This window comes from Pseudomonas auratipiscis (assembly GCF_036324085.1).
GTDB classification, from domain to species: domain Bacteria; phylum Pseudomonadota; class Gammaproteobacteria; order Pseudomonadales; family Pseudomonadaceae; genus Aquipseudomonas; species Aquipseudomonas auratipiscis.
This window is the reverse complement of sequence record NZ_JAZDCU010000015.1, coordinates 119646-143076: the sequence shown is the minus strand read 5'-3', so window position 1 is coordinate 143076 and position 23431 is coordinate 119646. Positions and strand designations below refer to the sequence as shown.

Here is a 23431-nt window from a genome sequence, read left to right as displayed (position 1 = left end):
CGTGCCTGGGCATCGATGGCGGTTGCCCGCACCTTCGACTCTTCGGCGATCTTGGCTGTGCTCTCCCAAGCCTTCAGGGCGCCGGCCAGATCGCCCTCCCCGTTGTCGTCCCGCCCTCCTTGCGGCGAGACAAAGGTTGCCTCCATATGACCAACTCGCTCACCGAGGGCTTCATCGCCAGACACCCGAGCAGACTCCTCGGCGCTTATGGCAGTCTCGGCTCCATCGACACGGGAGTTAACTTGCTGCAACCTCGACGCCGTCGCCGACTCGTTATCCGTAACGGTCTTGTCGAGCTGGGAGATGCTTGCCGAGTTCTCACCCACTTTCGATGCCATGTCGGCAAACCGACTGGCCGTAGCGCTTTCGTTGGTCGCAACAGTCTTATCCAACGTGCTGATGCTGGCAGTGTTCTTGCCGACAACCGCCTCAATCTCAGTGGCACGAAGCGCCATCGCCTCATTCTGGGTCGCCCGGGTACGGCTCTCCTCTGCCACCTTGGCCGTGGTATCCCAGCCGCGCAGAGCATCGGCCAGATCGCCTTCGCCGTTGTCGTCGCGGTAGGAAGACTGCACCGCCTGCAGCGCTGAAGCCTGGGCCGTGACCTGACCTTCGATTTCCGTGATGTCGCTGGTGTTCTTCGCCACAGTGCTGGCCAAGGCGTTAGACGTCTCGGCGATACTGCCGATATCCACCCAGTACGTCGGGTTCGGCGGGGCATTGCTGCCGTCGGCGGCGGCCGGCACTGGCGCAATGGCCATGTACAGGCGCTGCCCGTGACGAACGGCATCATTCTTCAGGTAGGCATCGGTCGGCACGTACTCCAGCGGATCGGTGATCTCAGAAATCAGATCCTCGAGCTCTTGCTTGGCCGAGTCGATCCGATCATTCACCGAGCCAGGGAAGTCGCCGGAAATCTTCTCGATCTCCTTCAGCAGCTCCTGACCCAGCTCGCTCTCGGTGATCTGGCCACTAATCAGCTCAAGGATCGGACCAGCGTCGGCGCCGGACTGGCCGAGCACCCACGTGGTCCATGGCCCAGTATTCCCGGTGCGATCCGCCAGCCGCGCCCGGAAGAACCGGGTGACACCGGCAGCCATGCCGCTCTTCAGATAAGTCCTTGCCGGGTAAGCCACCATCGACAGCTGCGCCGGATCATCGCCGGTTGCTACCAAGGACTCCTGGATCTCGGTATAGAACGTGTCAGCAGAGCCGTGAGGGAATGCCCAATTCAAGCGGATGCCGAACAGCTCAGTGGCAGCACTGAAACTGGCCAGGGCTGGCGGCTCCCCTGTCTTGCCGTAGAGTTGCGTCGGCTCCGAGTAAGCCCATAGCGAGCTGCTGTCTGCTACCCCAACAGCAGAAACGCGCGCGGTGTAGACGCCTGAGTAGATGCCTTTCACCTCAACTGATGCGGTGTACGTGACACCTGCGTATACCCAATCGCCATCGTCGCGCTTCCACCACGCGTTATAGCGCTGGGCCCTCCGCGGGGCATCCCAGGTTATGCGCATCGTGGCAATGTTCATGCCCTGGCTGACGGTGTCGAAGGTGCTCAACACCACATTGGTAGGCGGGGCCTGGACAGCGCCAGGGAGCACACTGGTCGGGGGGGTAACGATTTTCGCGCCGTTGTCGATCGCCTCGAATTTGCTGGCGTTCCGCTCAACCGCGACAACGTCATACTGAAGCTTATCGTCGCCAAAATTCTCGTTGACGGTCAGTACCCGATAGGTCTCGGCTACAAGCTCAGCAGTCTCAATGGTGTAGATCGATTCCTTGACTGGCACCTTAGAGAACGACTGCGTTACGGTCACCAACCGCCCAACAATGGAGCGGATGATCCGCGTCTCTGCCACGCCTTTTGGCAGGATGACCACCAGGGTATCGCCAGCTGATGCCGCTACATCGTTGTCCAGCGTAACAGTAGTAGTGGTTGCGGCCTTGAGGCGCCCCCCAATAGGCAATCCGGCGAAGTTCTCGTCAGCTACGCGGATGATGTCGCCTGGTCGGCAGATGGTGCCATCCAGGCCCACACTAAAGTTAATGGTGCCGGTTTCCAGCCTGTTGGTCAGGAGGATGTACTTACCAGCGCGCTGCGCTTGCCCTTGGGAAACACAGCCGAAAGCAGTGATCTCTGTCTCGCGGATGCCGTAACGGCCGATCGCGGTCTGATCCTGCACATACTCGACGCGCTGGTTACCGAAATTCTCTCGGTCACTCCACGCGACCTTGGCCACGCTGAAGCGAGTCGACCCGCTCGAACCTGGACGGTTGAACTTGCCATCAATGACGTTGGCGTTGGTGTAGGTATACACCGGGTCACCCGGCATGTCGGCGGCGCAGGCGACTTCGCTCCCAGCGTAATAGCTCATGCCCCGGAACACGCTCGCCAGGTCCTGCAGGACGTTAAGCGCATCCGCGCGCGATTGCAGATAGACGTTGCAGGTGAAGCGAGGCTCTTGGCCGCCCTTACCGTTCGAAACCATGTGATCGCAGTACTGCGCGATCTCGTACAACCCCCACTTGTCAACTTGGCTGGCGTCGATGAAGCGGCCTAGCCCATAGCGATCGTTCAGGACAATATCGCGCCAGATCCACGGCGGGCAGTCGGTCCACGCAAGCTTGAACGTCCCATCCCAACTACCGGTGTATGTGCGGGTGGCAGCGTCGTAGTTGCTTGGCACTTGGATAATCCGACCGCGAATACGGTAGGCGCGCTCAGGTACAGCCGAGAACTGGCTTGCATCCATCTTCAGACCACAGAGAGCGGTGTACGGGTACTGAAGTTTGGCGTCGATGACTTCGGTGTAGGTGCCGATCGAAGTCGTAGCCTGAATCCGCGAGTCATTCGAGTCTGGAGTAGTTCGGCGAACTCGGAGGCGCCAGCCGGAAGTAGCCTTGGGGAAGTCGATACGGTGCGAGCGCTGGTAGCCCGTGGTCGTTTTCCCTCTGAAGGCGCTCTTCAGCACCGTCTGGTAGTCGCCGTCATCTGTGGAAAGATCGATCTCGTAGTTGACCGTGTAGCCGACCATGTCACCGTCGCTCTCGGTTCTGACCAGGGTCCCGACCGCGAGCTGGATCCGCACTGCGGACAATTCAAGATTGCTAAACGACTGAACCCACGACTGACTAGCCTTCAGCTCCACACCGACCGAGGTTTGGGATTCAACTGCGGGAAAACCTGCGATGTGGTCCTGGTCGTGCTCACCAGTGCGCTGCTCCCACGTCACGCCGCTGAAGTTCAGGCTTCCGTCGCTGTTCGCCAGCGGCGTCTTGTCCAAGTAGATGGACTGGGCGCCGTTGACTAGGCCGACAATTGGGCCCTCACTGATGCCGTCCAGAATGTTTGCGTAGCTGACGTTGATCAGGCTGTCTGGGCTTTCTACAGGCGTGTGCGGCTTGGACCCACCTTTGGAGCCCAAGATAGACATGTCAGTCATGGAGTGCCTCTATTGCTGGTCTTCGGCGCGAATGCCAAGAGAAAGCTGAGCAGACCCTGTCGTCATCTCGCCGTAGCAGAGAGGGACCGGGTTGCCCTGAGTGATGGTGTTTTTGATACCGGAGAAGTTGTAGCTAGGGCGGTTGTCGGCAGCTTCGCTGCTGTCGATCTTGGCCTGGCTGCCTGTGACCATTTGCGCGACACCACCAACGGCGAGTGATATGCCAATCATCCCCGCCGTCGCCCAGCCCGCCGAGGCGGTGCCGAACAGCGCAGACGCACCCGCCGGAGCAAGCAAGCCGCCACTGAAAAAGCTAGCCGCAGCGATGAGTGCTACACCCAAGATCACCTGCAGTCCTCCCCCACTTTTCCGCCCCTGAACGACAGGAGCAATGCGGATATCACCCGCACCAGACGGATGGCCAAGCTCATCCTTGCCTATGTTCCGCTTGCCGTAGAACACAGCGAAGCCGAGGCCTCGGTCTTTCGACTCGGATAGATACTGGCTGAAGCCCGGGAGCAGAACGCCCAAGGCCTTCACCGCCTCAGCTGAGGACTGCACCGCCAAGTGATGCGCGCGACCAAACAGGCGACCCAGTTCGCCGTAAAGGCGGATCACACGAATGCGCTCAGCCATAGGGGGACTCCTTGTGCCGCATGTAGAACCGCGCCGCCTCGCGCCAGAAACCGCCAAAGACGTCGCGCTTCGAATCACGCCCGTAGAGGTGGTGGAGAATGCCGCCCGGAACCGGGTAGTGGCTGGGCTCAGTTTTGAGGCAACCATCGGCAAGGTAGATGCCGGCATGGTTCGCCTTCTCGGACCGCACCTGCATGACGATTAGGTCACCTTGGTGAAGGTCGGCGGGGTCAACTGGATAAAAGCCTGCCCCTTCGAAGTTATCGACGTAGAGGTCTTGGCCTTTCTCCCACCAGCCGTCCGCGCGCTCGAAGTTAGGTAACGTGATGCCTAACTCGCGCTGGTAGTAGTCCCGAACCAGCGTGTAGCAATCCAAAACCCCATGGTGGAACGGTCGGCCCACGAGTGGCGCCTGGTAGCCCGTAGGCTCATGCACCAGATGGGTCACTGGCTGCCCGTCGCGAACCTCGATAATTACCCATGGGAGCGCAGTCGCTTCCATAGCGGTGCGGTCTGCCGCGCTGAGGCGCGCTGACTGCCCGGGGTGACTGTGTACCACCGCAATCACTGCACCTTGGTCTTCCGCGCCTGCCCAGTCTTCAGCAGCAATACGAAACCCCTCCTGCGGGCTCGCTGCGGCGTTGGGAACTGGAAGGTAGAGCAACTTTCGGCCAACCCTGATCAGCAAGCCGCAGCACTCCTCAGGGGCTTTTTCGCGGGCATGTGCGTACATGGCGTCGATGACGCCCTGCGAAACCTTCATTGAGAAACCTCAGTTGCCTGCGGAGGGGAAGCTGCCGTAGCGCAGCGGATTGTTTGCGCCGAAGCGCAGCTTGCAGCCGGTAAGCGTGCCAGAGCACATGTCGCGATCTGGATCGTCGGTCGGAGCATCCTTGTCGGTGGCGTAGTTTGAGCCGGTGTACCCGCAGTAGACGCCGCGGTACCCGCCAATCGTCAGCCACTGGCAGCAGTTGGCGACGATCTGCCGGCCAGGGAGCTTCCGATCTGATGCGATCAGGGGAGACTTCAGCACGAAGACGACCAGTTCATCGTCTGCCGACTGCTTCTGGTCGATGGTGTAGGTATCGTCTGCAAAGTGCTCTTGTGGGTCGGCCTCTGGGTTGCCGCCTGGGAAGTTCGCCGCGTCGAGGAAGCGCCCCAGCGTCCGGTGACGAACGACTTTGCCGTCTACCAAGTCGTCGTAGATCCGGCAGAGCGCGGTGAGCAGGCCCGACACGTTGCCGACCGACAGCGTCGGGCTGTTCTGCTGCCCCTCGCCTGTCATGCCCATACCCTCGACCTTGATCGGCCAGGGTGAGTACTCCTTGCCCTGCCAGTAGATCGGGCCAACCTGCGTATAGCCGTGGAAGTAGTAGGCATCGCCACCCAAGGCGCCAAGGTCCAACTCGAAGAGCTCGACGTACTGGCCTGGGTTCAGCTTCTGAATTTCCTCATAAATGCTCTCGGCCATCAGGTCACCTGGTGCGTCTGTTCAAAGGTTGCGGTTAGCATCCACATATCGCCTCCCTGGTCGGTCGGGCTGTATGCGTTGCAGGTGAAATAGAGGTCGCCGTCAAATGGCGTCTTCCAGATGAAGGGCTTGTGCCCCTTCTGTGCTCGGAGAAACTTGAGGATCGCGGCGATACGCGCTTTTTTACCAGTGAAGGTCAGGCTCCAAGACTGAGTTTCGTTGTTGATGCCATCCCCTGCTATCTGCTTGTAGCCGCTGCCGAATTGGGCAGAACGCACAGCATTCTCAAAGGTGGCAGGGGCCGACCGATTCGGCCTCCAGGTGAATCGATCGGCCATCTGGCCCTCCTAAAATTTCAACGCACTGGCCGGTTGATGGCGGTCCAGATCATCCCGCCACGCTTGAGTTGCTTAGCGATCTCCTGCTGGGCGCCATCCTTGGCCGCTTTGGCGTAGGCTTGGGCGACTGCGCCCATGTCTGCCGCGCCGGCTCCCGCCTGCCCACCGCCACCCTCAATAGAGATCTCCTGCTGGATTACCACGGGGCTTGGGCTGCCTGCGCCTGATATCTGTCTGGGTATGGCCTGAGGCGTAATGGCGCTGACCAGGCCACCTTCGGCATAACCACGGGTGTTCAGCGTTTCGAGCCAGTCGAGCATTCCCGGCTGGCTCACGACCTCTTTGCGAAGCACGAACTCGCCGCCGTGCACGATCCCCGCTGGCTCGTACTTTCCACCGGGGCCTGTAAAGCCGCCGTCAGAGAATGTCGGCGTGTAGGTCATGCCAGAAGAGGCGCCGCCCAGGCCAAAGTCGAAGCCGCCCGCTCCCGCCGAGCCAGCTGAAGCAGCGGCGCCCGCTCCGGCCCCGATTAGGCTCGTGCCCACCGTACCGAGAATGCTGGAGAAGACATTCGACGCCGCTGCCTGGACAGCCATCTTGGCCAGCATCTTGGCGAAGCTGACCGCAACGTCACCGAAGGTCTCTTCGGCGCCGAAAGCCCACTCCACTGCGGCATCGGTGAGGCCGTCATACAGCGAACCGAAGGCTGTCTGCATCTGGCCCGCAACATTCATGGCCTGCTCTTGGTAGTTCGCCCAAGCCGCCTGGGCACCAAGCGACCAGTCAGCCTGCGCCGCATCTACGTCGCCGTAGTACTTCTCCTGCATCGCCAGGCGCTTGTCCAAGGCCCGCTGGAGCGCATCATTTTCCTTCTGGTACAGCTCTGGGCTGATCCTCCCTTCGTTGCGCTGCTGCAGGAGGTTGTCCATCTGCTGTTGATATCGCTGCTCGACGCCGAAGCGCTCCTGCATGCGCTGGCGGGCTACATCGCCAAGCCCCATACCGCCAAGGTTGTTGCTCAGGCCGACCGAGTCGCGCTGTAGTTGGCTGTTGAGGTTGGTCTCGAAGGCCGAAAGCTTCTGGGCCTCCTCGGTGGCCACCTTCCGCAGCTGCATCTCACGTTCGAGGCCGGCGTTGCGCTTGAGCTGGGCAGTAATCAGGTCCTGGTTCGCCAGCAGCGATTTCTGGTCGGCGGTGAGCGTCTGCTTGCCCTTAATGTCGGCCAGCTGCTGTTCCCAGCGCACCAGGGCTTGGCCAGCCTCTCCCAGCTTCTGCATCTCGCCGACTTGGGCGCCGATGAGGCCGTTCTGCTGCTGGAGGACCGAATATTGCTGGCGGGCCTGGTCAAGAGCCTTGGTGCCGGCGTCTTCGCGGTAAGTCGGGGCTTTCGGGCCGGGCTTGTCCTTCAGCCTCTTCTCGATCCCAGCAGCCAGGGAGTCATAAGCACCGCCGAAGAACTTATTGCCGTCGTACTGCACTCCAGCAAGCAGCGGGCTTTCCTTTCCACTGCGGGCAGACGCTGACATCAACTCGAAGAATTGTTCGTTGAGCTTCTTGTATGCATCTGCTCGCTTTTTGGTAGGGCTGACGTTGTCGAGTTGAGAATCGAGCTCTCGGCTAATCCTGATCAGGTCGCGATTGGCATTATTGAGATCAGTCTGAGCCTGGGTTTCTCGCTCTGTAGCCTTGGCTTTCTCTTCAGAGTTCGACACCACGGTTCTCAGCGCCTGGTTGGTATTGTCACCAAAGCTGAAAAGGTTCGACAGTGCACCCAAGAAACCGCCTTCCTGGCGCCGCTCCAAGATGCGTCGAGCAATGTCCGCCTGCTGCGCTTCGTTCGGCGCAACTTCGGCCTTGACCTCCGCATAGGCATTGCTGATTGCTTTCTTGATCGAATTCCAATCTCTCTCGATGTCAGAGAGCGATTCCCTATATTTCTTCAGCCGCTCTTGGGCAGCTGTATTCAGGTTCTCGCTCAGAACATCAAGTGCGCGCTGATGCTCGCCCTGGTCATCCAGGGCCTTAATTACCTCATACTGCTCAAACGTCAGGAGCCCGTATTGTTCGCTAATTTTGGCAGCTGAATCGGTAGCGTTCTTTCCGGACTTTTCGAGGGAGGTAGCGACTTCCTCTACACCCTTTCCGGTGATTTCACTGATGGCTACGGCGGCAGTAGCAAGGTTTTGAATTTGGGTAGAGCTGCCAGCCAGGCCCGACGATAGCGAGATGACGGCATCCCTCGCACCCCCAAAGCTACCGGTAACTTTCCCTACGGTAGTTGCGATTTGATTGAGAGATTCAACCGTCTGGCCAGATCGGTTCACGCCCGTGAAAATGGCGCGACTGAACGCCCCCATCTCTCTCTGAGCGTCATAAAAGGCATAGCCTAAGCCAGCAATGGCCGCAACTGAGACGGTCGCAGGATTTATTAGCTCCAGCAGGTAGCCGCCCATGGCTTTAGTCGCGGCGCCGATGCCGCCGAACGAATCTTTGATTTGTGAACCTTGTTGCAAAAAAACCGTCAACGGTGCTTGGCCGCCCTGCAGACTCACAAAAATGTCGCTGAACTGCGCAGGCAGCATTCGCATCGCTGCGGCCGTTTGCTTGGCACTAACGCCAGTTCTGCCAAGCGCCTCATCAAAACGACCTAAGTCATCGCGCGACTGCTGGATCTTGGAGCGGTATTCGCTGAACGTCGCCGGATCGAGGTTGCCGAGCTTGCGCTGCTGGGAGAGCCGCTTTTCGAGCTCGTCCAGCCTGCCAAGCGCCTTTACGGTTGGATCTATCTCACCCAGCAGAGCGGATACATCGCCAGCCTGTTCCTTGAGTGCCTGTCCAGCCTTCCTGGCGCTTTGCTCAACACCAGCGGCGGCCTTCTCGGCTCGACCTCCAGCATCAACAAGGCGATCCAGGTCAGTGGCTGCGCTCACGGCATCCCCAGACTCAACTCGAATGCCGAGCTCCGCAATGGTTGTCATGCTTTTCTCCAGGCATAAAAAAACCCGCCGGAGCGGGTTCTACTGAAATGTGATGAATCAGCTTTTTAGGAGCTTGGCCTTTTCGGACTCAAACTCTTCTTTGGTCAGGTGTCCGCTATCTTTCAATGCGGCGAGCCTCTCAAGCTTCTGAAATCTGTCCGAGACAGCCGGTGACGCTGCGCCTGGAGAGATTTCTGTAGGCTTTCTAATTGCTGAGGCGGACCAGATTAAGGCGGCTAGCCAACCTATGAAGGTCCACCCCAAAAAGAGATCAAGTAGAAAAATGGATGTCCCGTTCGGGTGACCTCGCTTCGCGGCCACAAAAGTGGGCAAGAAGTAGATCACGAATGCGGCGATCAGCATGATGAATGCTGCGGCAGGGCTAGTTTCTTCCGTCATGGGATGTTCTCCTTGTTGATGAGGGCAATCTACCACCATCAGCAGGGTGACCCCAAACCCTGACTACGCCGGGGCGAGCTCAAGCCGCTCGAGCATTTCGATCAGCAGGCGAGCCTCTAAAATCTGCTTGTGCGCCCGAGGGGGGCTTAGTTTTTCGCTGATATCGTAGTCGCAGAAATGCCGAAACTTCTTCAAGCGGCGCATGTTGACTGCAAGCTCGCGGCCTTCTGAGCCCATTTGCTCAATTGTCTGGATAACGGCTTCGTGGCTCCCGCCATTGCTCACCCTGTTGACCGGTACGCGCATCTCTCTCAAGCGATCACGGGCAGCGTGGAATAGAGCGTAATAAGCCCGGCTGCTGGCATTGCGATATCCGAACTCAGCCCTAAATGGCGCCTTGACCTCGAACTCCGACCACATCAGGAACTCCGCAAACTCAATCGCCATCGGTCACGCTCTCCGAGAGAGGCGCGACGCCAATGCTGATGTGCTTGGAAAGTGTGTCTTGGAATTCGGCCACCAACCTGCGCGTGATCGCGAAGTCGATATCAACCAATCGATCAATGGCCGCATCAACCGTAAATTCGAATGTTATCCCCCAGTCGTTGCTGTCGATCGTGAAGGTCGTCAGCGGACCAGACATCTCAATAACTACTTGGGAAGCGACAGCCAATCGAGAGGAGAGCTCACGCTCATCAACTCTGTGCTCTTGGAGGTACGCGACGGTCGATGGAAGATGTGCATAGTATGGGATTTCTTCGCCATCGAAGATATTCTCGTCAAGCTGTACGGCTTTCTTCCAGTTGGTGTGCGCCGTTACAAAAAGCCCAGACTGATTGCACACATGAGCAACTATGCCAAAATCCCGGGCGCTTCCTTCTGGAACACCAAACTTCAACATGTCAGTGACCATATCAAACCTTCCTAATGCCGGTCCTTGCATCGCTCGGGTTCGATGCCAGCGCCAGTCTTTACCGTACTTCCCGGCATAGACATTCAGGCAACGTTCCATCTCAGCAATATTGGAGCGAAGATTCCAAAGCGCCGCCATAAGAATGAGTGATTCAGCTTCAAACTCAGGGGCCCGCCCGTATGCCTCAACATCTCTCTTTAATGCTATCCACGTCCACTCATCGACCCTCCTAGAGTGGGTACGCTCTATCGCCAGATTATTAATTCGGTCTGTCAATTCGCTGGATTTGGATTGAGCTGCTGCGCCAGCCATGGCTTTCTCGCGTGCTTGATGAGCCGCGACTCTAGCACGTGGCCCGCTTTCTTTGAGCTGGACAGGCATCCAGCCAGACGCAAAAAGCCCAGCGCGGGGCTGGGCTACAATCAAGAATTGCTACCAGTGGCACCTATCGCTGCGGCTGCTCCTCCGCCCAATGCGGCCCCTGTACCAGCCACAACTGCACTGCCGACAGCCATTCCGCCGCCGCCAGCAGCTACTGCCCCGCCGCCAAGCGCGGCAAGTGATGCATTAGTTAGGGCTGCACCGTGAAGCGTGCTGATTGCAGTGCCCGTGCTAGCAGCGCCCAGCAGGCCAGCAGACCCAGCTGCCGCCGCAATGGCCGGGGCGGCAACGAAGGCGATTCCACCCGTGGCAACTGCCGCGACGACTGCCGAGGCAACAGGATTTTCCTTTACCGTGTCCTCAACGGCCTGAGCCGCGTTTCCAACGTGCTCTACGACCGTGTCACCTGTTGAGAGCACATTACGCAGGCCCGAATCAAGAGCGTTGCCTATGGAGCCGAAAACGTCCCAGATGCTCATGCTGGCTTTCCCCGAAATTCAAAATGCCATCATCGCTCAGAGGTCGCTCGTCAAACAACCTGTCCTCCCATCCACCCTGGACGGAAAGCCAGTACCGGGCTGATCCGTGGCGTAGTAGCGTTGCGCCTCCAAGCAAGGAGCTGACGATGGCACAAGTATCAGACCACACCACACAGTACCTTCGACAGGTCAATGGGCCTGACGATGAACACTGGACCCATGTTTACGAGATTGGCGAGGAAGTACCGGTATCCGGCATCTACCGCTGTTATCACTGCGGAGACGAAATCACCTCTAACAAAGGCGACCCCTTCCCTCCGCAAAACAAGACTCAGCATCCAAAGCATGATAAGCCAATCCTGTGGCAGCTTGTGGTGATGACTCAGACCAAGGGTCCAGACGTCAACTGATAAACCTCCCCGGTCCATTACCGGAAAGCCCATGGACTGGGGCATTGACGACCTAGGAGGGTCAGATGGAATCACGCGAAATCAGTGAGCTGAAGAAAGTGGTGAACTCCCACGCATCCGATATACAGGCGCTCACGGCACTGGTTTACGGCCTTCTCGCGCAGCTTCATGAAACCCAGGGCGAGGCAGGAATCGCTGCAGCGGAGATCCGGACGCAGACAATTGCCAAAAGCCTCGGCTCGCCATTTTCGGTCCGTCCGAACAACGCACTGATCACCAAGCTTATCGCGGCAGCTAAGCAACCGATGTGACCACCAGAAGCCGGCCTACATCAGGCCGGCTTTTCATTCCCCCAGCCTTCCCCGAGAGCCAGACCAACCGAAGCAAGGGTGGCGTCTTGGTCGTGCGATTCGAAGGTAATCGAGCCTACTCCTGATACCAGGCGCGCAGTTAAACCGGGTTTTCCAGAGTAGCTACGACTGTACACGCTCGGCTCTCGGCACTTCCCGCTCACGATGAGTCGGTCCACCTCCTGATCTCCGTCCATGATCGCGATTTCAGCTTCGCCGCCACACACGTCGCCCCCTTTCACCGTGAGCAGATCGCGGATCGTCAAAACGTAGTTCTGCTGCATGCCCTTCTCCTGCGGCTTGGCCGCGTCAGTCCTACTCCGCCGCCTCAGCCATCACGGCCAGGGCCTCATGCTCCATGATGCGGAGGTCGGGAAAAATATCGTCGAGGTCGCGCCGCTTGATGCCGAGCATCGACGCTGTCGTTGGAATGGCCGTGTAATCCAGGCCGGAAGGCCCGCCCTGCCCCAATCGCCATTGCGTGCCCAGCGCTTCGAACAGGCAGAAGGCAGGCCAGGCATCAGGCCAGACCTCCACTTCTTCCTCTTCGATGTCGTCCGGGGTGAGCCCAATGGCCGCCAGTTGCTCGGCGGACGGGCCGCGTTCATAACGGGCCCGCGCCGCCGCTCTCAGTTTCCCAGGCGGGCCGGGTTGTACGCTTCCTGGTAAGCATTCAGCACAGCCTGAGGCGCGCCAACGCACGTGGTCACCAAGTCGAGTATGGCCTCGTCAGTAAACTTGTCGTCGAAGCCCCAGTCCGCGGTGACGGCCTTGATTTGCTCGGCCTGCAGTCGAACCTGGCCAGCAGTGAACTGCTCGAGACTCGCGCCTTCGGCCTTGCACTTCTCGGCGTGCGCTTCGAAAGCTTGGTTCCAGCCGTCGTACAGCTTGGCCAGAGCGGTGCGGTCCATGTAGCGGAACGTGAACCCCACGGGAACCGGTTCGCTGCCCACGCGCGGGATCTTCACCTCGGCGGCGAACGTCGGGTTCTGCGCAATCTTGATCTTTGCCATGGGAACTCCTTACGCGCCGGCCAGGTAACGAAGCGAACGAGCAGACAGGCCGACGCTGATGGTTCGGGTCATGACGTTGTTCCGCTCCATGGTCGGGTCAGGGGTGATGCTGACGTAGCCTGGGTACAGGATCTGGTCACCGTTGCGGAGCTTCATACGGATCACCGCGAGCTCCTTGGAGGTGTCGTAACCCTCGACAGCCTGTACGTAAGGCGCGGTTGGCTGGTCCTCCACCACGATCGACAAAGTCGTCGGGTTGCGGTTGGTGGGGAACTGCTTGTCGTCGTCGTCTTCCAGATAGCCGACGGTCGCATACTGCTGCTCGCCACCAGCCGAGTTGAACGACGTGACCTTCGAGATCTGAACCCAGTCGGAAACCGGGTACACGGAACCTACGCCCGCGCCTGCGGTGAATTTTTCTGCGTCGCTGGTATCGAGACCAGCCAGGGAGAACGCGTCATCGGCGACGTTTGAGGCCTTAACGGCGCGGTCGCTGATGAGTGCCCAGCCGGAGTTGACCAGCAGAACGTCGCCGTTCTGGATAGTGTGACCGGCAGCGGTCGCCACCGGCGGCTTTGCGTTGGTCAGCGCAGTGAAAGGGATTGCAGCGCCAATGACTCTGGCGATCTCCAGCACTGCGCCGTTCGGCAGCGGGAAGCGTGCGGCCATGATGTTTTCCTCTTGGTAGAAACGAAAAATCCCGCGCGCGGCGGGCTTCAGGTGATATCTGGGAGATTCAGCGGCGGTGCAGGAGGCCGCCAGGGCGAAGCTCCTTGCTAATCACCTCCCGCACACATTCCATCGTATCGATCTTGTCACGCAGCTCCTGGCCCAGCTCACTCTCGGTGATCTGCCTGCTGAGCAGCCGCAGGATTTCGGCGGCATCACCCTTTTCGATAGCCCGCTCCATGTCAGCCTGACCATCCTTGGTCTCGCCCTTGGATGGATCAATGCCGAGGCCAATGCCAGTACAGACGTAATCGCCATTGGTGTTCTCCGCCATGGTCACGGCGAATTGGTCGGCAGCCACCAGGAACTGTCCAGCCAGCAACGCGGTGCATGGCTTCCAGTCGGTCAGCGCATCACGCAGAGCACCGTCGCTGTCATCTGCACGGAAAATTCTGGCTTCCAGCGCACCAATGCGGCTTGCCAAGGCCCCGTCCGCTGATGCGCGGGTGCTGGCCTCTTCGGTGATGCTGGCAGTGATGAGTGCCTGACTGATGAAGACCTGGTCGCCTTCGACGACAAACCCTTGACCATCTGGGCGCTCATCGCCCAACCCGCACCCCATTCTGGCAACTACCTTATCGCCACATGTGATAGTGATATTGCCAGCCTGGATGGTGACGCCGGAGCCAACAGAGCGTGCAACCCGTGCCGCTGCTTCCTGCTCGGTCTCGAGACGTTGATAGGTGAGCGTCGTACGGATATCCGAGCCGTCGCGATCAAACGATATGTCTTCGGTCGAGAATTCAGCGCTATCGCGATTCTCGAGGGGAACCTGCATCAAATGCTCGCCGATGAACTTGTAGCGCTCGATTGCATTACTGGGCAGATCGCTTTCCGGCCACTCACCAGCTGTGACAGTGATCATTTGCGGATCGCTGGGCATAGTGCCGACGGCGACGTTGCCACTGTTGATCTCCAACGATCCGGTGTGCGAATCCATCTTCCAGCCGGATACCTTCGGCACATAGTCGGCGCTCTGCATCACTTGCTCCTTCAGACGGTGGGTTGGTCTGCTTCACCCTGATAGGTGAAGCTGGCCGGGACCGTGTAGGTCGCCGGCTCGGTGATGGTGGGACCCTGCTCCAGCGGCTCGACGATCAGGCCTTCGAAGCCGGCTCGGCTGAGTTCGGTGTCGACGCGGAACAGTGTGCTGAGCTCGTCGACCAGGGCCTCAGCGGTAGCCAGGGCCTGGCCCGCCGGGCAGACGATGCTGATCTGGTAGATACCCCGGTACTCCAAGGCCTCAGCAGCTAAGTAGCGGGTCGTGGTGCTGGCCGGAAGCAGGAATGCCCGGAGATAAGTTTCGCCCGGGGCGGCCTCGAAGCCATCCTCCATGTGCGCAACCCGGACCGCGCGCGCGGCTGCCCAGGCCGTCAGCTTGATCTCAATCGCCTGCCGGGCACGTGCGTGGCTCATACCTGGTTGTTCCTGATGGCTTCGTCGACGATGCGTTGGAAGTTGGTCAGGGTCACACGCACCATTCCGTGCGGCGCCTGGGTGGAGTGGCCGTACTCGAGCGGGATCGCATACGGCAGATTGTTCACGATGTAGGCGGTCTGGCCGATCGTAAGCGCCGCGACCTGTGCCTTCAGTTCGGCGATGGTCTCATTACCAGATCGGTCGATCCGATCGAGCTCGCCAGTTGCCGGAGCATCGATGGAGAATTGCCAGTTGCCACGAAAGCGCCCGCCGACATACCCCTGGCCGGCCACAAGACCGTTCACAGCGAAGTTCTGATCGCGCTCTGCCTTGGTCAGTGGCTTGGCGTACCTGACGCCCTTGCGCAGCCTGCCGGCTTTGGTGAAGTTGTCCTGGTTCAGGTTGATCAGCGTGTTACGTACCGCGACCTTGAAGTCGTAGCTGTCAGCAGCCCGAGTGTTGGCTGCTCGATGAGCTACGTTGGCCTTCCAGATCTCGGGATCACCCACTGGCGACATGCGGATGACACTGCTACCAATCTCAATAACGATCTCGCGAAACGTGGCATCAAGCGCCTGCTCAGCCTGCTCTGCGAAAGCCCGAATGCTGTCAGCGAATCCGCCCTGCAGCCCGCCGTATCGCTGCGTCATGTGTGAACCGCGTGGCATGGTCATTTCCTCAACTGTATTGTCCAGGTGGCCTTGGCCGGATCCTCCGAAACGTTAAGCGCGCGGCAGCCACTGACCTGGTCGCCGATCTTGGGGGCGGCCGACGTTTCAGTGACCACACCGCTTTCCTCTACGAACAGCTCGTTCTGCAGCACTAGCAGCTTCACGTCCTCAGTCTGGATGCGTGCCCCATCAATTTCCTTGACCAAGTAGCTGCCGAACACCCCTCGGCCGGTGTAGCGAATGATCGTGGCAGGCGCTGTTCCGCCGATCTCTGGGTCATAACCGCCCTTAATGGTGCGGCTACCGACTACCGGTTTCACTGCGTCGGCCAGGCCGTCGGGATCGCTAAACGCCTCGGCCAGCTCTGCCTGAATCTCTTCGCGCATGCCCATGGTTATGTCCTCTTGAGCATGACGGTCCCGGAACGACGCACCCAGGGGGCTATCAGGTCCAATGCGAAGTTCTCAGCCGCGGACAGCTCAACTGAGCCCTCGGCGTAGGTCTTGCTGGTCGAGGTGCCAGACTGAGCTGACACGGTCTTGCTGAGCACCTCTTTGCCGGTGTCCTTGTAGAGCTTGTTCTCGGCAGCCAGCTTGGCCACCTGTGCACCAGCGGACACGATCGCGTCCGGCACCGGGCCTGGCACCGCCCGCCTGATCTTGGCCGTGAGCCAGGCATTGGCCATGGCTACGGCAAGGACCGCATCACCCGAGCCCGCCCAGTCCGGCCCAAGCTTCTGGTCGACGTCAGCGACGGTGATGAAGTCGGTCATGGCTTACTCCTTTGGGATCAGGGCCTGCAGGTCGGGCTTGTTGAGGGCGGCGTCGAAGGTGATGCCCTGGGCCGTCAACCACTCCTTCAGCTGCGGGACCTTCATTTTGTGCGGGTCGGTCTCGTCGTCGCCGCCCTCTGCCTCAATCGCTTTGTCGATCTCGGCCTGGCTGCTCACAGAGGCATAGCCAGCCGGCGGGTAAGCCGAAGCCTTGTAGCCCTCCGCTACCCACTGGGTGATGGTCGGGCCGTCCAGCCGCAGGCCTTCTTCGATCTCGCTGACGCTGATGCCTTGTCGCTGGTAGGCCTCCCCAATGTGCGGAGCCTCGCCCTGCACGGACACCGAAGTGGCCCCGTCGATGACGCCAAAGAACTGATCCAGGCGGCGATAGCAGGTGCCGCGCTCGCTGCCCGGGGAGTTGGTGTAGATGACTTTCATGGTGAGCTCCTGCGCAGGGCACCAGGTCGGCGCCCCGCATCATGGGGTCAAGGGGTGGCAGTGCCGCTGATTACCGCGGCGAACGGGACCTGCTTGCGGTCGAACACGCGCTGCCAGTTGGCGGCACTGGCGTATTGGACAGCAGAGGGACTGAGGTTCAAGTTCTCGCTGCCCTTCCAGCTGAATCCGGCTGGCTGCAGGATGAAAGTCTTGCGCTCCCACAGGACCTCGGCACCACCACCGTTACCACCGCCGGGCTTGCGCTCCAGCTCGACCGGCACAGTCGGCGAGCCCTCGCCGTAGCCGAATGCCCCCTGGCCGAAGAAGACGGACAGAAACTGACCTGGCGCGTAGGTCAGGCTGTCATCCATGAACACTGGCTTGCCCAGATAGGTGGCCAGGATGATCTTGCCCTGGGAGTCGCGCAGGTACTCGATCATGTCCTGCTTGACCATCTGGTTCATCACCACTGAGTGCACGCCGATTGCAGCGAACATATCGGCGGCGTCGCCGGCGGTAAAGGCGGCGTCCTGGAAGGCATTGGCGCTGATCGATGCGCCGGAGTCCTTGACCATGTCACCGCCGTTGTTGGCGATGTTGGAGGCGATCACGCCACGCGCCGAGCCCAGCAGGTAACGCTGCCACTGGCGGGTCCAGTAGGTGCCAAAGCGGTTGCGGATGTGTTGCTGCGGCTCGGAGTTGGCAAGCTCAGCGGTGAGGTCGGAAACGCCGTACCCTTTGTTGAGGTACAAGGTCCGAGCTCGCATGCTGCCCTGTTTCGCCTTGCCAACCTCGCCCAGGTCGTCGGGGTTGTCGTTGGAAATGTTCGGCGCCTCGTCAGCGTCCAGATCCTGCCAGTAGCTGATTTCGGAAGTGCCCTGGCCGTTCTTGGCGATGTCGTCGAGAGTCGCCGAGCGGGTCACGATGCCCGACTCGAAGACGGCAGTCTTCTCGGGGGAGTTCACCGGCTCCAGGGTGCCGTAGTAATCGGAAACGAAGATATCCGACAGTTGGGTAGATGCCATGGTTTAAGTTCCTCGGGTGGCTTGGAGTTTTTTGAAAGCTTCGGGGTTGTCACGAGCGATCGCAGCGCGTTCGGTCTCCGTGTACTCGCCCCATTTCTTCGTGGCCTTGCCACCGTTGTCGCCGGTCTGTCCGGCACCCTGAGCCCTTGGCCACAGGTGAGTAGCGGTTTCGCGCAGCGATTCCGCCCATTCGAGGGGAGACAGCGGGGTCTTGCCGTCCTTCCCGTACACGACTTCGCCAGCACGGTCAGTGGCGACAGGTTCGCCGTCTTCGCTCAGTTTGAAGGTGCCGCGGGCGCGCAGGATGATGTCCTCGGCAGCCTCAGGCAGCGCGCCGGCCTTGATGGCAGCGGCGCGGATGGAGTCGGCCAGTACCTTGTCGCTGTACTTGGCAGCGAAGGCTTCAGCCTTATCAGCGCGCTCATTGGCGGCCTTAACCTGCTTATCCAGGTCGCCGCGCAGGCGCTCGGTGCGACGGCTGATGACTTCGTCCAGCTTGCCCTCGGCGATCAGCTTGGTCTCTTCGTCCTGGCCAACTTTAGCCAGCAGGCCCTTAACCGCTTCGATATCCAGGCCGTCGAACTGGCCTTTCAGCTTGTCCAGCTCGGTCTTGATGGTCTTGTTGGAGCCAATCAGCTCCTGATTCTTGGACTTGAGGCCCGAGACCTCGCCGTCCAGAAACTTCTGCACCTCACCGCCCAGCGCTGCCTTCAGCGCGGCGGTTTGGCTTTCGTCGAGGGTGAGGCCGTGGGCGGCCGGGTCGAAGTCAAAAGGCATGTGGCTATCCCCTGGGGATTGATTGGCCCGCCTGGCGGGCATAAAAAAGCCCCGGCTCAGCCAGGGCTTGGAAATCGTGTTGCTGTCAGTTGGCGTCGCGCAGGCGCTGCTTCAGCTCATATCCCATCAGCGGCCAGATCTTCTGTTCGGCGTTTTGCCTGGCGATCTTGCGGCCGATCCCTTCGTCGAAATTTTCAGGGCTCGCACATGCGGACTCGCCGGTGACGGTAAAGCCGTTTTTGAGAACAAGTACGCAGAAGGTAAGTAGAGCCAGCTCTCCATGCGCACCGGTGAGACGAGTGAGTTCATCCTGTTTATGCAGGGTGGCTTGCACCCCTTCAGAAGCTGTGAAGTAGTACTCGCCGACGATGTTCGCCTGCACGTCAGCAGGGGTGATCCGGGCAGCGATCTTACCTTTCGCCAAAATCTCCTGCTCGATGTCTTTATCGGTCATGGGGCTCTCCAAGGAATGGCGCGCCACGAAAGCGCGGTATGTGATTTTGTGGCGCGGCTCAGTTGATTCCAGCCCGATCAAACGCCAACGGCTCCAGCTCCTTGAGCTGCTCGAGCGTCAGCGGCTTGAAGTTCTTGTCCAGCTGCAGCGCGGCGAAGCGCTCGGCCGTCAGGCCGCCATCGCGAAACAGCTTGCCGCGCACCGGTCCCAGCGCGGCGTCTTGAAAGGCTGCTGGCTGCGTTTTCAGCCACTGGTAGTAGCCGAGCCCTGCCGATACCTGCGCGCCGCCGCCAGCCCCCACTGATGCCCGCGTTGCGCCTTCAGCGAACAGCGCTGATAGTCTGGTTACCGGCACAGTAGTCGAGCGGCAGTTGATATGTGCCGGCGGCAGCGGCCCCTTCCCTACCTCGAATACTCGACCATCCAGGCTCTTGCAAAGGGTGCTGGTCTTGCGGTCAAGCGTCGACACCCAGCGATAGCCCGGAATGACATCGGCGTTTGCCTTGAGCGTTTCCATCCGCGCCGTAGTGGACACATGTTGGACTGCGGTCTGAACGATTGAACGAGCATTCCGGTTGCTGACTGCCAGGACGCCGTCGGTGAAGTTCTGTGCCGCGGTACCGCGAATGGCCTGAGTGATCTCGGCGTTGGTCTGACCCTGCACGACGCCGAGCCGTATGGCGTTCGTTACCCGAGTCGACTCGGTGCGTGTCCAGCCGTTGAGGAAGGATTTCAGTAGCGTGCCGCCGTCAATCCCCGACACCTGCAACGGCTGCGTGTTGATAGCCGTCCGGATCAGGGCGTCGGTCGGCATGATCGCGTCGATCAACAGCGCTCTGGCCAGGCTCCGACCTTCGAAGGCCGCCTCATACAGCGCGATGTCCACCAGGTCGGACTGCATCCGGTCGCTGAAGGCCTTGTAGATCTCCAGCAGCTTGCCGCCCACCCGTCCCAGGAACTCCTCGAGCCTGCTGCGGCTGTAGGTCGTCAGTTCCTTGCGGGTGAGCTGGTCACGCACATGAACATCGATTCGGCGCAAGTAGCTTTCAAACTTTTTGACCTCACCCGCCTTGAGCCGCTCAAGCAGGACCGAGTGGCGGCTTACCTGTTCCAGCAGCTTCTCGTCCGCTGTCTGCTCCGGTTTCGTCGCCATCGTCTTTATCCAGGTTGATGCCGGCCGACTCGCGCTCGTCGCTGATCAGCTCGGCCTCTTCGTCGTAGGGGCGCTCCGGCAGCTTGCCGGTGGTGAGGTACTGCCAATACGTCTCGGCGCTGATGGTCCCCGCCATGACGCTCTTCTGCAGTTCGGCCAGTACCTGGGCATCGACCTCAGGAATGACGAACTCCGGCTTAACTGTGAAGACGACTTCGTCCGGGTTGTAGCCGGTCCACTCTGCGGCGTAGCGCAGGGCTTGCTCGATGCCGGCTGCAGCAGTGATGACGATACTGTGCAGCGTTGCGTGCTGGTCGTTCTGGCGCGTCTTGCGCGCTTCGCCGGACTCAGTACCGGACACGTCCATAACCTTGGCGCCAGCTTCCAGAGCGGCATTCTTCTGATCCTCCATAGCAGTCCGAACTGCCTGGATGCCGGCGCCCTGGAACTCCAAGTAGCCGCACTGGCCATTCGGGCCGAGGTCCCAAGCGGCAGACGGTCCGGTGACGCTGAGCTCCACACTCTCATCCAGGCCAGAGACCCACGGCTGCGGGTGGCTGGTTTGGTGCAGCGCGGTGAAGTAGTCGGCGCTGAGCTGATAGGACTTCAACGCGGCCCGTGCCATGGTCAGGAGCGGGATCTCGTCTACGTCCGGTGAGTTGTCGGTCGACCCACAATAGATGACCGGAATGTACTCCAGGCCTCGCACCAGTTGGTTATCGGTGCCGACGGTACCCAGAGGGCGCGCATCCTCGATCAGCTCGCCGGCCTCGTTGCGCACAGCGGTGTAGCAGACCTCGCCCTCCATGTAGAACTCGCGGAAAACCGTCACGCACTCATGGCTGTAGCGGTCTTCTGCATCCTTCTTCCTGAACTCACGGAACACAGACAGGACCAGGTCCTGGCGACCACCCTGATCGGCAGTGTCCCAGTTGACGGCGTTGCGCACTGCGTAGGTGGAGAAATACGGCTGCCCCGCGTCATCGACGTTGACCACCAGCGGTACCCGGCCATGGGATATGGCCTGGCGCACGATGCGCAGGAACAACTGAATCAAGCCGAAGCCGTCGGCGGTGGCATTCTCTTCCAGTTGCTTGAGGCCGGCAGGCAGTTTCACCTCAGGAATCAGTCGCGAGACCAAGCCCATCATTGAGCGCAGCGAGTCACGCACCCAGTGCTCGTACTGGGCGCGGTCGGTGTAGTTACGGTAGAGGTATGCGTTACCCGTGCCGTCCAACTTCTCTGCCTCGACCATACCACTCGGCTTCGGCAGATTGCGCGGACTGCGCTTTATAGCGCCTTCGCCCTCAAGGGCGTCATCCATCATCCGCCACTCAGCAATGTGAGCGTCGTAGTCTGGGTTGGTTGATTGAACAGGCATTACGCCAAACCTCCGATGCGGCGGGTGCCGGCGGACTGAGTCTTGATCGGGAACCGCTTGGCGATGAAGTAACCGGCGGCGTCGTTCATGTGGTCGTGCCCTTTCTTCGGGTCTTTGTCCGGCTCGCCCTTATCTGTGTAGGTCTGCCGCTCAAGGCACATGGTGAGCTGCGGGCACTGGTCGATGTTGACCTTCAATCGCCGCTCTCCGTAGGTGTTGAGGAACATCGCGTTGACCGCATTGACACGGTCCTTCACGCTGGGGTTCTGTGAGTCGACTACCACAGTGAAGCCAGCCTTCTTGAGCAAGGAGAGGTCCGACTCACTGGCGTTCTTGCTGCTGGTATTCTGACCACTAGCGTCCGGGTACACGGCAACGCTGTGCCCAGAGAAGCGCACCTTGATCTTCTCGATCATCTCTGGCGTGTCGCGCACCGTGTGGAACTCATCCAGCGCCAGCGGAAGACCGTCACGGACGACATATACCACAGCGCTCATCTTCATCACGTTGAAGTCCATACCGATGTGCAGCGCCTCGCCGGGCTTGATCCGCTCACTGGTGCGGCATTCATTCCGGTCGAAGGTGTAGTAGACGACACCCGCATAGTTTTCGAAGCCAGCCTCGTATTCCTGCCGGAACGTTCGCGGGTCCATTTTTCGGCGAGCGGCTTCCAGCTCCTCAGTCGGGACGTTGCCGCCCTGCAGTGAGGTGTACTGCCAGCTCTTGTGGTCAGGTTCGCCGCCTGGCTGCCCGTCGCGGTATGTGTCATAGCAGTGGTTGAAGCCTTTCGGCGTGCCGATCCGCAGCGCGTGCCCGCCCTTCCTCGACTCCCCGGTTTGGGAGATCGTGTACTGACAAGTCGAGAGCATTGGCCGCAGGACTTCTTCCCAGGCCGCCCACGGGCAGTCCGCCCATTCGTCCACCAGGACGAAGAACAAGCCAGAGCCACGTAGGTTGTCGTAGTTGTCCAAGCCGACCACGCGCATGATGTGTCCGGACTTGAGCGTGATCGAGCACTCAGTTTCGTTCGGGCGGGCCGCGCGCCAAGCTTCAGGGATGGCCTGCTTCAACCGGCGCCAAAAGACCCGCTTGGCCTGCTTGAACGTCGGCGCGCCATACCAGATTTCGTCCTCGACACTCACACCCCATTCCGCTGCCAGGCGGGCCGCGCGGCGCATCTCTGCCTTGCCGAGGAAGGTTTTGCCGAACCGACGGCCGCACACTGCGTCGCGGAAGCGTGCCTCAGGCTGGAAACCCCAGCAGTATATGTTCGCCTGCTTCGGCGTCAGCTTCACCGGCGGGTCATAGGTACGGGGTAGCGGGGACATTCTCATCAGGCTCCAGGGTGTACTCAGCAACGGCGTGCTGCTGGTCCGCCTGGGAGCCCAGGGGCTTGTCGGGTTCTACTTTGCGGTTGACGTACATATCGCCGCACTCCTTCGCCGCCTGCTCATACAGCTGAGCGGTCAGCGCCAGGTTGCGCATTGTCTCGGCCTTCTCGGCCATCCTGCCAAGGCCTCGCAGGCGATAGGCACGGTTGGCGATTGGAATGTCGCTCGTCTCTTCCCGGAATCTGGTCCGGCATTCGTGGAAGTACTCCTTCCACTTTTGCGCCAGGTCGCGCCCCGAGTACTTGGTGGGGTCGTACCGCTCGCACAGCTGACGAGAGACCTCAACCCCGTATTGATCCTTGACGGCCTGCGACACCTGAGTCGGTGTATCGAAGCAGGCCAGAGCCTGAACAATAAAGGCCTTCACCTCATTTTTCAGGGCTGCCATAGGTTTGGGTTCCGTCAAGGGC

The 23431-nt window shown here is 60.1% G+C and carries 28 protein-coding genes; 2 read left to right on the top strand and 26 right to left on the bottom strand.

All coding sequences use genetic code 11. The features are described 5' to 3' along the window. The 9 genes from V0R60_RS20085 to V0R60_RS20045 all read right to left on the bottom strand — a co-directional run. Window positions 1-3443, bottom strand: a 3443-nt coding sequence (locus tag V0R60_RS20085) for a host specificity protein J (RefSeq protein ID WP_330143361.1), incomplete at its 3' end; no start/stop codon positions are given. Between the two features lie 9 nt (window positions 3444-3452). After that, window positions 3453-4079, bottom strand: a complete 627-nt coding sequence (locus V0R60_RS20080) for a tail assembly protein (protein ID WP_203585058.1) — start codon at window positions 4077-4079, stop codon at window positions 3453-3455. Beyond that, window positions 4072-4842 carry a C40 family peptidase gene (locus V0R60_RS20075; protein ID WP_203585059.1) on the bottom strand — a complete coding sequence of 257 codons (771 nt, stop codon included), beginning with the start codon at window positions 4840-4842 and terminating at the stop codon, window positions 4072-4074. Before V0R60_RS20075 ends, V0R60_RS20080 begins: the two co-directional genes overlap by 8 nt. A gap of 9 nt (window positions 4843-4851) precedes the next feature. Then, entirely contained in the window at window positions 4852-5550 is a 699-nt protein-coding gene (locus V0R60_RS20070; RefSeq protein ID WP_330080586.1) for a phage minor tail protein L, read from the bottom strand. Next, complete coding sequence (locus V0R60_RS20065) at window positions 5550-5888, bottom strand: phage tail protein (protein WP_330080585.1); 339 nt, start codon at window positions 5886-5888, stop codon at window positions 5550-5552. Before V0R60_RS20065 ends, V0R60_RS20070 begins: the two co-directional genes overlap by 1 nt. 17 nt (window positions 5889-5905) lie before the next feature. Continuing rightward, a complete protein-coding gene (locus tag V0R60_RS20060; RefSeq protein ID WP_330080584.1) occupies window positions 5906-8866 on the bottom strand; it encodes a phage tail tape measure protein in 2961 nt (986 codons plus the stop codon). A gap of 57 nt (window positions 8867-8923) precedes the next feature. Next, window positions 8924-9265 carry a superinfection immunity protein gene (locus V0R60_RS20055; RefSeq protein ID WP_330080583.1) on the bottom strand — a complete coding sequence of 114 codons (342 nt, stop codon included), beginning with the start codon at window positions 9263-9265 and terminating at the stop codon, window positions 8924-8926. A gap of 63 nt (window positions 9266-9328) precedes the next feature. Further along, window positions 9329-9712 (bottom strand): hypothetical protein, encoded by a 384-nt coding sequence (locus tag V0R60_RS20050; protein WP_330080582.1) that lies wholly within the window; start codon window positions 9710-9712, stop codon window positions 9329-9331. Next, the gene (locus tag V0R60_RS20045; RefSeq protein ID WP_330080581.1) at window positions 9702-10490 is read right to left on the bottom strand and encodes a hypothetical protein; all 789 of its coding nucleotides are present in this window, start codon (window positions 10488-10490) and stop codon (window positions 9702-9704) included. The genes V0R60_RS20050 and V0R60_RS20045 overlap by 11 nt, the downstream gene beginning before the upstream one ends. Before the next feature lie 694 nt (window positions 10491-11184). Here V0R60_RS20045 and V0R60_RS20040 point away from each other — a divergent pair. Both V0R60_RS20040 and V0R60_RS20035 read left to right on the top strand, forming a co-directional pair. Next, on the top strand, window positions 11185-11448 hold the full coding sequence (locus tag V0R60_RS20040; protein ID WP_330080580.1) for a protein L: 264 nt from the start codon (window positions 11185-11187) through the stop codon (window positions 11446-11448). Between the two features lie 65 nt (window positions 11449-11513). Next, window positions 11514-11759, top strand: coding sequence for a hypothetical protein (locus V0R60_RS20035; protein ID WP_330080579.1), 246 nt, complete (start codon window positions 11514-11516; stop codon window positions 11757-11759). Between the two features lie 20 nt (window positions 11760-11779). On the opposite strand, the gene V0R60_RS20030 is transcribed toward V0R60_RS20035, so the two are convergent. The 17 genes from V0R60_RS20030 to V0R60_RS19950 all read right to left on the bottom strand — a co-directional run bounded on the left by V0R60_RS20030 (window position 11780) and on the right by V0R60_RS19950 (window position 23409). Next, window positions 11780-12082, bottom strand: coding sequence for a hypothetical protein (locus V0R60_RS20030; RefSeq protein ID WP_330080578.1), 303 nt, complete (start codon window positions 12080-12082; stop codon window positions 11780-11782). 31 nt (window positions 12083-12113) lie between these two features. Beyond that, window positions 12114-12371: a DUF1799 domain-containing protein gene (locus tag V0R60_RS20025; protein ID WP_375547293.1), complete on the bottom strand. Its 258-nt coding sequence runs from the start codon at window positions 12369-12371 to the stop codon at window positions 12114-12116. 56 nt (window positions 12372-12427) lie between these two features. Next, complete coding sequence (locus V0R60_RS20020) at window positions 12428-12811, bottom strand: phage tail assembly chaperone (protein ID WP_330080577.1); 384 nt, start codon at window positions 12809-12811, stop codon at window positions 12428-12430. A 9-nt stretch (window positions 12812-12820) separates the two neighbouring features. Then, window positions 12821-13480 carry a phage tail protein gene (locus V0R60_RS20015; protein WP_330080576.1) on the bottom strand — a complete coding sequence of 220 codons (660 nt, stop codon included), beginning with the start codon at window positions 13478-13480 and terminating at the stop codon, window positions 12821-12823. Window positions 13481-13547: 67 nt separating this feature from the next. Further along, complete coding sequence (locus V0R60_RS20010) at window positions 13548-14522, bottom strand: hypothetical protein (RefSeq protein ID WP_330080575.1); 975 nt, start codon at window positions 14520-14522, stop codon at window positions 13548-13550. Window positions 14523-14533: 11 nt separating this feature from the next. Then, window positions 14534-14956 (bottom strand): phage tail terminator-like protein, encoded by a 423-nt coding sequence (locus V0R60_RS20005; protein WP_330080574.1) that lies wholly within the window; start codon window positions 14954-14956, stop codon window positions 14534-14536. Beyond that, window positions 14953-15627, bottom strand: a complete 675-nt coding sequence (locus V0R60_RS20000; protein ID WP_330080573.1) for a hypothetical protein — start codon at window positions 15625-15627, stop codon at window positions 14953-14955. Before V0R60_RS20000 ends, V0R60_RS20005 begins: the two co-directional genes overlap by 4 nt. A gap of 2 nt (window positions 15628-15629) precedes the next feature. Continuing rightward, window positions 15630-16022 carry a hypothetical protein gene (locus V0R60_RS19995; protein WP_330080572.1) on the bottom strand — a complete coding sequence of 131 codons (393 nt, stop codon included), beginning with the start codon at window positions 16020-16022 and terminating at the stop codon, window positions 15630-15632. Window positions 16023-16024: 2 nt separating this feature from the next. Further along, window positions 16025-16402 carry a hypothetical protein gene (locus V0R60_RS19990; RefSeq protein ID WP_330080571.1) on the bottom strand — a complete coding sequence of 126 codons (378 nt, stop codon included), beginning with the start codon at window positions 16400-16402 and terminating at the stop codon, window positions 16025-16027. A 3-nt stretch (window positions 16403-16405) separates the two neighbouring features. Further along, complete coding sequence (locus V0R60_RS19985) at window positions 16406-16840, bottom strand: HeH/LEM domain-containing protein (RefSeq protein ID WP_136477258.1); 435 nt, start codon at window positions 16838-16840, stop codon at window positions 16406-16408. Between the two features lie 47 nt (window positions 16841-16887). Further along, a complete protein-coding gene (locus tag V0R60_RS19980; protein ID WP_258715000.1) occupies window positions 16888-17865 on the bottom strand; it encodes a phage coat protein in 978 nt (325 codons plus the stop codon). 3 nt (window positions 17866-17868) lie between these two features. Next, entirely contained in the window at window positions 17869-18642 is a 774-nt protein-coding gene (locus V0R60_RS19975; RefSeq protein WP_330080570.1) for a hypothetical protein, read from the bottom strand. 85 nt (window positions 18643-18727) lie between these two features. After that, window positions 18728-19096, bottom strand: coding sequence for a Gp49 family protein (locus V0R60_RS19970; protein WP_330080569.1), 369 nt, complete (start codon window positions 19094-19096; stop codon window positions 18728-18730). Between the two features lie 58 nt (window positions 19097-19154). Next, complete coding sequence (locus V0R60_RS19965) at window positions 19155-20249, bottom strand: minor capsid protein (RefSeq protein ID WP_330080568.1); 1095 nt, start codon at window positions 20247-20249, stop codon at window positions 19155-19157. Then, on the bottom strand, window positions 20176-21630 hold the full coding sequence (locus V0R60_RS19960) for a DUF4055 domain-containing protein (protein ID WP_330080567.1): 1455 nt from the start codon (window positions 21628-21630) through the stop codon (window positions 20176-20178). The genes V0R60_RS19965 and V0R60_RS19960 overlap by 74 nt, the downstream gene beginning before the upstream one ends. After that, window positions 21630-22958 carry a phage terminase large subunit family protein gene (locus V0R60_RS19955; protein WP_330080566.1) on the bottom strand — a complete coding sequence of 443 codons (1329 nt, stop codon included), beginning with the start codon at window positions 22956-22958 and terminating at the stop codon, window positions 21630-21632. The genes V0R60_RS19960 and V0R60_RS19955 overlap by 1 nt, the downstream gene beginning before the upstream one ends. Continuing rightward, the gene (locus tag V0R60_RS19950) at window positions 22933-23409 is read right to left on the bottom strand and encodes a DUF2280 domain-containing protein (RefSeq protein ID WP_330080565.1); all 477 of its coding nucleotides are present in this window, start codon (window positions 23407-23409) and stop codon (window positions 22933-22935) included. The genes V0R60_RS19955 and V0R60_RS19950 overlap by 26 nt, the downstream gene beginning before the upstream one ends. Window positions 23410-23431 lie beyond the last annotated feature (22 nt).